The sequence below is a fragment of the Xenorhabdus sp. PB30.3 genome (assembly GCF_963895965.1).
Classification (GTDB): Bacteria; Pseudomonadota; Gammaproteobacteria; order Enterobacterales; family Enterobacteriaceae; genus Xenorhabdus; species Xenorhabdus stockiae.
The window spans coordinates 16,553-27,269 of record NZ_CAWQMW010000153.1 but is presented as its reverse complement, the minus strand read 5'-3'; the positions used below and the strand labels follow the sequence as shown (position 1 = coordinate 27,269).

Annotated in this window: 9 protein-coding genes; 7 read left to right on the top strand and 2 right to left on the bottom strand. The window is 44.2% G+C overall.

The features are described from left to right. The first annotated feature begins 536 nt into the window (after positions 1-536). From leuA to mutH, 4 genes are all read left to right on the top strand, one after another. A complete protein-coding gene (gene leuA / locus AACX38_RS14920) occupies positions 537-2,114 on the top strand; it encodes a 2-isopropylmalate synthase (RefSeq protein WP_099122644.1) in 1,578 nt (525 codons plus the stop codon). A gap of 2 nt (positions 2,115-2,116) precedes the next feature. Continuing rightward, positions 2,117-3,235: a 3-isopropylmalate dehydrogenase gene (leuB, locus tag AACX38_RS14915; protein ID WP_228864835.1), complete on the top strand. Its 1,119-nt coding sequence runs from the start codon at positions 2,117-2,119 to the stop codon at positions 3,233-3,235. 388 nt (positions 3,236-3,623) lie between these two features. Further along, positions 3,624-5,285, top strand: a complete 1,662-nt coding sequence (gene sgrR / locus AACX38_RS14910) for an HTH-type transcriptional regulator SgrR (protein ID WP_228864833.1) — start codon at positions 3,624-3,626, stop codon at positions 5,283-5,285. A gap of 589 nt (positions 5,286-5,874) precedes the next feature. Next, positions 5,875-6,564 (top strand): DNA mismatch repair endonuclease MutH, encoded by a 690-nt coding sequence (mutH, locus tag AACX38_RS14905; RefSeq protein ID WP_099122641.1) that lies wholly within the window; start codon positions 5,875-5,877, stop codon positions 6,562-6,564. Between the two features lie 100 nt (positions 6,565-6,664). On the opposite strand, the gene def is transcribed toward mutH, so the two are convergent. After that, positions 6,665-7,171 carry a peptide deformylase gene (gene def / locus AACX38_RS14900; RefSeq protein ID WP_228864831.1) on the bottom strand — a complete coding sequence of 169 codons (507 nt, stop codon included), beginning with the start codon at positions 7,169-7,171 and terminating at the stop codon, positions 6,665-6,667. 47 nt (positions 7,172-7,218) lie between these two features. Then, on the bottom strand, positions 7,219-7,773 hold the full coding sequence (locus AACX38_RS14895; RefSeq protein ID WP_228864830.1) for a TetR/AcrR family transcriptional regulator: 555 nt from the start codon (positions 7,771-7,773) through the stop codon (positions 7,219-7,221). Positions 7,774-7,894: 121 nt separating this feature from the next. Between AACX38_RS14895 and AACX38_RS14890 the strand changes: the two genes are divergently transcribed. From AACX38_RS14890 to AACX38_RS14880, 3 genes are read left to right on the top strand one after another with little or no spacing between them, the layout of a single operon-like run. Next, a complete protein-coding gene (locus AACX38_RS14890) occupies positions 7,895-9,118 on the top strand; it encodes an MFS transporter (protein ID WP_228864828.1) in 1,224 nt (407 codons plus the stop codon). 1 nt (position 9,119) lies between these two features. Beyond that, positions 9,120-9,332 carry a hypothetical protein gene (locus tag AACX38_RS14885; RefSeq protein ID WP_228864827.1) on the top strand — a complete coding sequence of 71 codons (213 nt, stop codon included), beginning with the start codon at positions 9,120-9,122 and terminating at the stop codon, positions 9,330-9,332. Continuing rightward, entirely contained in the window at positions 9,329-10,711 is a 1,383-nt protein-coding gene (locus AACX38_RS14880; protein WP_228864826.1) for an amidase, read from the top strand. Before AACX38_RS14885 ends, AACX38_RS14880 begins: the two co-directional genes overlap by 4 nt. The last annotated feature ends 6 nt before the right edge of the window (positions 10,712-10,717 follow it).

Sequence of the window (10,717 nt, the reverse complement as noted above, 5' to 3'; positions counted from 1 at the left end):
TATTTATATTTAATATGGTTATTGATTAGTAAGCCAAGAACACCATAGTGAGTATTCATTCTATCCCTGTCCCGTTAATAAACATCTTTATAACATTATAAGCATTATATTTATTATCCATTAGGGCCGGATTTTACTTCATATATAGATATGAAAAATAGATAAAAACATCGTTAAAAATGTAAAAAATAGTCACTCCGGCTACGAAAAGGTCAAAAAAAAACCTATTAATGCACATTATTCATTCCCGGCCTAAATTTGTACTGCTTGACAATGTTTTTCAGATGACGTATCAATAATTATATCGAAACGGTAATACTCAATTAACAGATTTTCAAAGGTTGACTTACATGATTCACAATATTCGTCTACTAAGCCTACTACTAAACGCCTTTAATGTGCGCGGTATGCTGGTAGATTGAATTCAGAGTTAATCTTTACCAGAGATAAAAACCCGCGCTAACGCGGGTTTTTTTATACCTGCTCGGCGCCCTAAAAAAACTAAAACATGACAACCCATTGACAGGAGCACAACTATGAGCCAGCAAGTTATTATTTTCGATACCACATTGAGAGATGGTGAACAGGCGTTACAGGCCAGCCTGAGTGTCAAAGAAAAACTGCAAATTGCTTATGCACTGGAAAGGCTGGGCGTTGATATTATCGAAGCGGGTTTCCCCGTTTCTTCCCCCGGCGATTTTGAATCAGTCCGGACTATCGCTCGCGAGATCAAAAACAGCCGTATCTGTGCCCTGTCCCGTTGTGTTGATAATGATATCGATGTTTCGGCGGAGGCTCTGAGTGTTGCAGAAGCTTTCCGCCTGCATATGGTGTTGGCGACTTCCAACCTGCATGTTGAACATAAATTAAAAAAAGGGTTTGATGATATCGTCGAAATGGCGGTTCGCTCCATCAAACGGGCCCGCAGGTATACCGATGATGTGGAATTCTCCTGTGAAGATGCCGGACGCTCAGATATCGATAACTTGTGCCGCATCGTCGAGCAGGCCATAAAAGCAGGCGCAACAACCATCAATATTCCTGATACCGTCGGTTATACAACTCCCTACCAATTTGGCGGTATTATTAAGACCTTATTTAATCGCGTACCTAATATTGATAAGGCAATTATTTCTGTCCATTGCCATGACGATTTGGGGATGTCAGTCGCTAATTCCATTACTGCCGTTCAGGCAGGCGCCAGACAAGTTGAAGGAACCATTAACGGTCTGGGTGAACGAGCCGGAAACTGTTCACTGGAAGAAGTGATTATGGCGATAAAAACCCGCCAGCAAATGTTGGGGGTTCATACCAATATTAATCATAAAGAAATTTATCGTACCAGCCAGTTAGTCAGTCAAATTTGTAATACTCCAATCCCGGCCCATAAAGCGGTTGTGGGCAGCAATGCTTTCGCCCATTCATCCGGCATTCATCAGGATGGTGTTCTGAAAAACCGTGAAACCTACGAAATCATGACACCGGATTCCATCGGCCTGAAAGATACCCAACTGAATCTGACTTCCCGTTCTGGTCGCTCTGCCGTAAAGCATCGCATGACTGAAATGGGCTATCAGGAGAAAGATTATGATCTGGATGCCCTGTATGAAGCCTTCCTGAAACTGGCTGATAAAAAAGGTCAGGTCTTTGATTACGATCTGGAAGCGCTGGTGTTCATTAACCAGCAACAACAGGAAGATGAACACTATCGTCTGGATTATTTCAGTATTCAGTCCGGAACCAGCATAGTATCAACAGCAACAGTGCGTCTGGCTTGCGGTGATGAAATTAAATCTGAAGCAGCAACCGGAAACGGGACTGTCGATGCTATCTATCATGCTATGAACCGGATTACGGGCTATCCGATAAAATTACTTTCCTATCAATTATCCGGCAAAGGGCATGGGAAGGACGCACTTGGTCAGGTCAATATTATCGTAGAGTGCTTTGGTCGCCGTTTTCATGGCGTCGGGTTAGCGACAGATGTGATTGAGTCTTCTGCTAAAGCAATGATCCACGCGCTGAACAATATCTGGCAGGCAGAACAGGTCAAGAAAGAAAAACAACGCATACAAGACAATATTTCCAAAAGCACAACAAAGGAAACTGAATAACAATGTCTACCCACTCTATTACAAAACAACAAGAACCTGCTTACCATATTGCGGTGTTGCCCGGTGACGGTATTGGCCCGGAAGTCATGAAGCAAGCCTATAAAGTACTGGATGCTATTCGTCGTCGTTTTTCTATTCGCATCACAACCAGTGAATATGATGTTGGAGGGATAGCCATTGATAGGCATGGCTGTCCTTTACCTGAAGCCACTGTGGCTGGTTGTGAAAAAGCGGATGCAATTCTGTTTGGCTCTGTCGGTGGCCCTAAATGGGAGCATTTACCCCCGGCCAGCCAGCCAGAACGCGGAGCATTATTGCCACTGCGCAAGCACTTCAAGCTATTCAGTAATCTACGTCCGGCACACTTATATACCAGCCTGGCGTCTTTTTGCCCGCTGCGTCATGATATTGCGGAAAAAGGTTTCGATATTTTATGTGTTCGTGAACTGACTGGCGGGATCTATTTCGGTCAGCCTAAAGGACGGGAAGGCGAAGGAAGGTACGAACGCGCTTTCGACACAGAAGTCTACCATCGGTTTGAAATAGAAAGAATTGCCCGTATTGCTTTCGAATCGGCCCGCAAACGCCGGCATAAAGTCACTTCGATTGATAAAGCCAATGTTTTACAAAGTTCTGTTCTGTGGCGTGAAATTGTCAGTGAAATTGCGAAAGAATATCCTGACGTTGAAATCAATCACATGTATATCGACAACGCCACGATGCAGCTCATCAAAGCACCGTCTCAGTTTGATGTATTGCTTTGCTCCAATATATTTGGTGATATTTTGTCTGATGAATGTGCCATGATCACCGGTTCAATGGGCATGCTGCCTTCTGCCAGCCTGAATGAGAAAGGATTTGGTTTATATGAACCTGCCGGGGGTTCTGCTCCGGATATTGCAGGAAAAAATATTGCTAATCCAATCGCCCAGATCCTATCCACCGCTCTCTTGCTTCGTTACAGCATTAAACGTGATGATATTGCAGATGTCATTGAAACAGCAGTCAATGCTGCACTGGAACAGGGTTATAGAACCGCTGATTTAGCGGGTAACGGAAAGGCGATTAGCACTGATGAAATGGGTGATATTATTGCTCAAAATATCATCAAACAAAATTAATCTGGTATATACACAATGGATTTCAAGATGCATCGCGGCGACAAGGGAGTAACAAATTCGTCGGGAACGAATTTGCCCAGCCAAAGGCTGGCCTCCGGTGAGAGGCAGAAGCCTCTCAGTAATCCCTGGGAGCATAGATAACCGTATGTTTATAAAAACGGTGACTGGGGTGAGCGAGCGCAGTCAACAAAGAAGCAACTTGAAAGACGAAGTGTATAAAAGAAAGGCCAGTAAGTCTCCTTACTGGCTGGTAAAAATACCATTACTCAAAAAATCGGGAGTCAATAAGTGATAACTTTCCACTTATAAATGACTTTAAATCTGACTTATTATCGGCTTAATATAAGGAAATAAAAATTGATGAAAAAATCAGTGGAGTTCCTCTTTTATGCCGAACCCTCGCCTGCAACAACAGTTCATCCAGTTATGGCAGCATTATCAGGGCGAAAATGCTGAAACCACACTCCAGATACTCGCTGATATCCTGCACTGTTCACGCCGCCATGTCCGTTCCCTATTAAATAATATGCAGCAAGCTGGCTGGTTACGCTGGCACGCTGAAGCCGGCAGAGGAAAACGTTCCCGGCTCCACTTTCTGCGCAGTGGACTAGAACTCCAGCAACAGCGGGCAGAAAAGCTGTTCGAACAGGAAGACATTGAGGAACTGGTTCATTTAGTTGGTGACAAAAATACCGTGCGCCAAATGGTACTATCGCAACTGGAGCGCAATTTCAGGCAGGGGAAAAACACATTACGCATCATTTACTATCGTCCATTCCCAAATTTATTACCCGGCACAGCCCTCAGGCGTTCAGAAATTCACCTGATACGACAAATTTTCAACGGATTAACCCGTATAAATGAGGAAAAAGAGGAAGTAGAAGGTGATCTGGCCCATCACTGGCAGCAAATGACAGAACATCATTGGCGTTTTTATCTGCGGCCGACCATCTATTTCCACCACGGCAGAGAATTACAGGCAAAAGATATCATCAGTTCACTGGAGCATTTAAAAAGCTTTCCGCTTTTTTCCCATATTAAAAAAATCACCTCGACTATTCCCTATACGGTAGATATCTTTCTTCATCAGCCTGACACTCGGTTTGACTTTCTGATGGGCAGCCCTCATGCCATGATCCTGCCAGAAGAATGGAAAAGCCTGCCCAACTTTGCTCAACGCCCAGTCGGAACCGGCCCTTATCAGGTCGTTATCAATAATAGCCATAAATTAAAAATTAAAGCATTTGATCACTATTTTGGTTTCAGAGCGCTACTTGATGAAGTTAATATCTCAATTCACCCTGAATTGACGGAAAAACTGGTTTGTACAACTCTGCATCTGGGAAATGATGGCAATAATAACAATTCATTAGATAGCCGAATGGAAGAAGGCTGTTATTTCCTGTTAAGTGATCAGCGCTCGGCGAAATGTGCCAGACAAGAAGTGCGTGACTGGCTGTGCAGTTTACTCACCCCGATTAATTTATTAGCACACTGTGATCCTTTCTATCAGCGCCACTGGTCACCGGCTTATGGGCTATTGCTACGCTGGCATCACAGCAAACTCCTCCCGCAACGCCAAAAACCGGAAGATATTACCAGCCTGACAGTCACGTTTTATCAACAGCATCATGAATACCACACTATCAGTAAGATCCTGCAAGTTATTCTGGCAAAGTATGGAGTTGAGCTGACTATCAATATTGTGGATTACGAAACATGGTTCAATGGCGATGCCGAAAGCGATGTCTGGTTAGCCACCGCCAATTTTTATAAGCCACTCGAGTTTTCACTGTTTGCAACTCTCTACGAAATTCCCTTGCTGAAAAAATGTCTGAACAGCGATTTAAACAGCGAGGTTTCTTTATGGCGGCAGGATAAGCTGAATGTTGAAGAATGGTGTGAAAAAATCGTTGATGAACATCGGTTACATCCACTATTCCATCACTGGCTTGAACTACAGGGGCAAAGAAGTATGAGAGGGGTGAAAATGAATACTTTTGGATGGTTTGACTTTAAATCTGCATGGTTTACACCTCCGGAAGGATAATTCACAGAAAAACCTAAAGTTATAAACAATTATAGTCTGACTATGATAATTTTATTCACTTTTTCTGTGGATATGTATGTGAAAAAGTCAGGGGTAAGGCAGGTATAATTTTCTTTACCCCTTTCAATCGTCTGATAAGATTAAATAAATACCTATTATTTTTCATTATGTTAATGTTTATAACGTGCATTACCTCAACATGTGCGGAATATCACAGTTTTCTGTTTTTCTTACACTGTGCAAATATCAACCAATGGTGAATTTATCCACAGGATATGCCTTTTAGTTAAACAAAAACACGCGTTTTTTGTAGAAAACCACCTTAGATAAGGCTGTAAATCAAACCAGTGATCGCAATTTTCATCACTTATCCCATAGTTCTGTGGATAACATGGTGTAAGATCCTGTTTATTATCACGGTGAATAGGTGAACAATCATAATGAGTTTATTTTTAATGCAAAGAACACGAATTAAAATATCTTGTATATCATGTCATTATCTGGTTAATCCGCATACTAATAAACTCATAATGAAATTACACAATTATTGTGTTCATTTTTTAAACAAGGCTAAATATATCTTATAATCATGCAATTCACACCACCAGCACCACCAGAAAACGAACAACAACTCTTCAGGCTAGCCCAGTCTCTGGCTGGCTTAACGTTAGGAGAACTGGCTACCCAAGCCTGCATTCCCATACCGCCTAATCTGAAACGGGACAAAGGTTGGGTGGGCATGTTGCTTGAATATTATCTGGGCGCAAGTGCGGGAAGTAAGCCAGAGCAAGATTTTGAGCATATTGGTGTTGAACTGAAAACAATCCCGGTGGACAGAAAAGGCACGCCGCTGGAAACCACTTTTGTCTGCGTTGCTCCTTTAACTGGCAACAGCGGCATCACATGGGAAAACTGCCATGTCAGGCGTAAGCTGTCTCGTGTTTTATGGGTGCCTGTTGAAGGAGAAAGAGAGATCCCGCTTGCTGAACGTCGTGTTGGTTCTCCGCTTCTCTGGAGCCCAAATCCGGTTGAAGAAGAGTTATTGAGATGTGATTGGGAAGAATTGATGGATCTCATCGTGTTAGGCAAAGTTGAGAGTATTACAGCCCGTCATGGTGAAGTCTTGCAATTGCGCCCAAAAGCAGCAAACAGCCGGGCATTAACAGAAGCTATTGGTGAATATGGACAGCCAATTATGACGCTTCCCCGTGGTTTTTATTTAAAGAAAAGCCTTACTGCGCCATTATTAGCCCGTCACTTTTTCATAGGTTCTGATTAGTGTTGCCACTTAAACTTCACTAATTTCTGATCCCCGCTTATTCCAGTCACCATAGCGATAGTGACTGGAAAATATTAACCTATCTACTTACCCTTACCCGCTAACTTACTCTGCTGTTCAAATATTTTTTCACTTTTTTTAGTGCCATTTGTCTTTTTAATGGCGATAAATAATCGATGAAAATAATACCGTGCAGATGGTCAATTTCATGCTGCATCACGATAGAAAGAAAATCTTCACTTTCCACTGTGATAGCCTGACCGTTTCGATCCAGCGCTTCTACTTTCACTTTTTCAAATCGTTCCACGTCAGCATAATAACCGGGAATTGATAAGCAGCCTTCCTGATTCACGACCTTACGTTCTTTTTCGACGATTTTAGGATTGATTAAAACCAGAGGCTGATTCCGCTCTGGTGAAATATCAATAACTAATACAGATTCTCTTCTTCCTACCTGAGGTGCGGCCAGCCCAATGCCATTATCCGTGTCATACATTGTTTCCAACATATCATCAACCAACGTTTGGATATCTTCAACATGGGCGACATCAACACATTTCTGTTTCAGTCTTTCATCAGGAATTGTGAGTATATCTAAAACAGCCATAACCATTCTCCTTTGTTCACGGAACGTTAAGAATAATATAACTCGCTTTACCTTGCTTCCAACTGTTCGAAAAATGTGTGTATCTGTTCACTTGTAGGGGGATCATTTGCAAACAGGATGCGATACATTAACGGTGCAACAACACCCGAAATAATCAAATCAACAGAAATAGGATTTTCGCCTTTTTTCAGTGCCCGCTGACAGATTGCCTCTATTTGCTGGCGTATACATCCATCACACTTACCGGCATATTCATGGCCCGGCGTACCCAGTACATCTCTTAACATTGCCCGACCGGGTTCAGATGCCATCTCTTCAAAGTATTGCTCAAGCCATGTCAGAAGATCTGTACGAAATGAACCTGTTTCAGCAGGGGGGTGATCCGGCTGTAGCTCTTCAACCGCAACATCTGCCAGTAATTGTGACAAATCCCCCCAGCGGCGATAAATAGTCGATGGTGTCACACCTGCACGGGCAGCAATCGCGGGCACAGTCAGTTCAGTACGGGAAAGTTCTTGTTGTAATTCCCGCACAGCCTGATGGACAGCCGCCTGCACGCGGGCACTACGACCACCGGGACGCGGTGCTGCTCTGTGAGTCATTTCTTTCTCTGCTCCTACTTCTGTCACTATTCACACAAACCCACTAAAGCAAAAAAATTGCGTTAGTGAGATAATTCTTGTAGCATCATTAAAGCTAACATTTTGCTTTTATGGAGTTGTTATGTCAAATAACACACCTGATTCTTGCCGACAATCTCATAACAATCGGATGTCTTATCAGGCCGCGACGGTACTTCATGCCATCACGCTAATGGCGTTCTTAGCGGCATCCAGTGCACCTACGCCACTTTATCGTATTTACCAGCATGAATGGGGATTCAGCTCAACGTTACTGACGGTAATTTTTGCCGCCTATGCACTAGCCCTGTTGCTGGCTTTATTGATAGCAGGGCGCTTATCAGATCATATAGGGCGACGACCGGTGATCAGTTTAGCCTTATTGTTACAAATCATATCCATGAGTACTTTTTTACTGGCCTCTGATCCCGGATGGCTGGTAGGTGCACGCATTATACAAGGGCTTGCAACCGGCTTGGCGACTGCCTCTGTAGGAGCTGCTCTGTTGGATATGCACAGAGAACGTGGGGCGCTGATTAACAGTATTGCACCGATGCTGGGTATGGCTGCCGGTGCATTAGGCAGTACCACATTGCTGGTATTTGCTCCCGGCCCACTCCACACCATATATGTCTTATTACTGATTGTGTTTTTGGTGGTATTAATTCTTACCCGACTGACTCCTGAAACTGTACAACGTCGTTCGGGAGCATGGGAAAGCCTGCGTCCCCGCATTATGGTGCCCGCACAGGCCCGCAATGCGTTACGGGCAATCACCCCGGCCAATTTTGCTGTGTGGATGATCGGTGGATTCTACTTATCTCTCATGCCATCACTGATTGTTGCAACAACTCACACAACATCACCGTGGATGGGAGGACTTTCAGTCGCAGCATTAACGCTCAGTGGTGCGGTTGCAATCATCGCCGCACGTAAACTCACCTCGTTTATGACTCTGTTATCAGGTCAGCTCGCTTTAGCAACAGGGTTATTACTGATCCTACTGGCTGCAAATCGGGAATATGTCATGCTATTGCTGATAGGCTCAGTTATCACTGGATTCGGCTTTGGAGCAACCTTTCTTGGTGCGATAAGAACCGTATTACCACTGGCTGAGCCTCATGAAAGAGGTGGTCTGATGGGCGCTTTTTATATTGAAAGTTACCTTGCCAACAGTGTTCCTACAATTGCGATTGGTTATCTCGCACATCAGTCCGGTTTGCTGGTTGCGGTCAATGTCTACGGTGCAGTCATCATAGCTCTGGTTTTACTGGCTATTCTACTGACAATATTGAATAAAAATATCTCAATACCGTTAAGGAAATAATATGAATATAACAGTACCTGATCCTTTATCTGCGGAAGAAACACAATTACTGGCAGCCAGTGTCGGCCTGATACTGGATATAGAACGCTCGCAATATATTGCAGGGGCACTGCATCATATCCGTACGTCAATCGCCCGATTAGATGAACTGCCGATGGATGATGCTGATCTTCCGGCACCAGTTTTCAATGCCGGAGGGGAAAGAAAAATATGATCGATCTGAAAAACCTGACTATTTCTCAAGCCAGTCAAGCGATTGCCGCGCAGACATTATCTCCGGTAGAACTGGTTGATGCCGCCCTTGCCAATATAAAAATAGCAGAGCCAGAAATTAATGCTTTTGTATCTGTCTGGGTGGAAGAAGCACGGGAACAGGCCAAACAAGCAGAACGTGAAATCAGTCAGGGAAAATATCGCGGGCCGTTACATGGGATCCCTCTGGCATTAAAAGACCTGTTCGATGTCACCGGTAAACCGACCACAGCCAGTTCTAAAGTGCGAGCAGAACATATTGCCCAGTCCAACAGTGCGGTAACTGATGCTTTACATCGTGCGGGAGCCATCTTACTGGGGAAAACCCATACTCACGAATTCGCATTTGGTGTCATTACTCCACAAACACGTAATCCTCTTGATACTCGTCGTATCGTTGGCGGCTCCAGTGGTGGCTCTGCTGCTGCGGTAGCCTACGGCGGGGTATTGGCAGCAATGGGAACAGATACCGGTGGTTCTATCAGAATACCAGCAGCACTGTGCGGAATTGTCGGCTTTAAACCAACTTATGGATTAGTTTCCTGTTATGGTGTTACGCCACTAGCATGGTCACTGGATCATGCCGGGCCAATGTCCCGAACAGTTGAAGATGCCGGATTAGTATTACAGGCATTAACGGGTTTTGATGAACGTGACCCGGCAAGCCGTCAGGTACCAGATACAAATTATGCAGATTTCTCTAAACAGGACATTAAAGGATTACGGATTGGCATTCCGCAAAACTATTATTTTGATCAGGTTGCTGAATCAGTGATAGCGGCAGTAAAACAGACCGCAGAACGCCTTAAACAGCAAGGAGCCGAAGTCACGACAGTCAACATCCCTCTGACAGATTATCTTATGCCAACCCAGTGGGGCATCACAGTGGCTGAAGCGGCTTCAATACATTCTCGTACTTTACGTAAGTCTGCATCACTGTATGGGGATGATGTGAGGACTTTCTTTGAAACAGGACAGTTATTACCTGCCGGAGATTATCTGAAAGCACAACGAGCCAGACGGATGATATGCCAGCAGTGGAATGCGTTATTTAATGATATCGATATCTTACTCACGCCCACAGTCCCTGAGACAGCAGCGCTCGTCGGGCAGGAATCGTTTATCTGGTCTGACAATTCTGAGGAAAACGTCACAAATGCCTATCTTCGTCTATGCATTCCGGCCAATATCACGGGGCTACCGGCCTTAACACTGCCTGTAGCGAAGGATAAACAAGGCCTGCCTATCGGTATACAAGTGATTGGCCGGGCAATGGATGATGCAACAGTACTACGAGTAGGCCATGCTATAGAAATGGCTGGCAAAACTGAGTCTGTATAGAAATAA

Coding starts and splice junctions, on each gene's coding strand:
- leuA (WP_099122644.1), top strand. CDS start 537: ATGAGCCAGCAAGTTATTATTTTCGATACCACATTGAGAGATGGTGAA.
- leuB (WP_228864835.1), top strand. CDS start 2,117: ATGTCTACCCACTCTATTACAAAACAACAAGAACCTGCTTACCATATT.
- sgrR (WP_228864833.1), top strand. CDS start 3,624: ATGCCGAACCCTCGCCTGCAACAACAGTTCATCCAGTTATGGCAGCAT.
- mutH (WP_099122641.1), top strand. CDS start 5,875: ATGCAATTCACACCACCAGCACCACCAGAAAACGAACAACAACTCTTC.
- def (WP_228864831.1), bottom strand. CDS start 7,171: ATGGCTGTTTTAGATATACTCACAATTCCTGATGAAAGACTGAAACAG.
- AACX38_RS14895 (WP_228864830.1), bottom strand. CDS start 7,773: ATGACTCACAGAGCAGCACCGCGTCCCGGTGGTCGTAGTGCCCGCGTG.
- AACX38_RS14890 (WP_228864828.1), top strand. CDS start 7,895: ATGTCAAATAACACACCTGATTCTTGCCGACAATCTCATAACAATCGG.
- AACX38_RS14885 (WP_228864827.1), top strand. CDS start 9,120: ATGAATATAACAGTACCTGATCCTTTATCTGCGGAAGAAACACAATTA.
- AACX38_RS14880 (WP_228864826.1), top strand. CDS start 9,329: ATGATCGATCTGAAAAACCTGACTATTTCTCAAGCCAGTCAAGCGATT.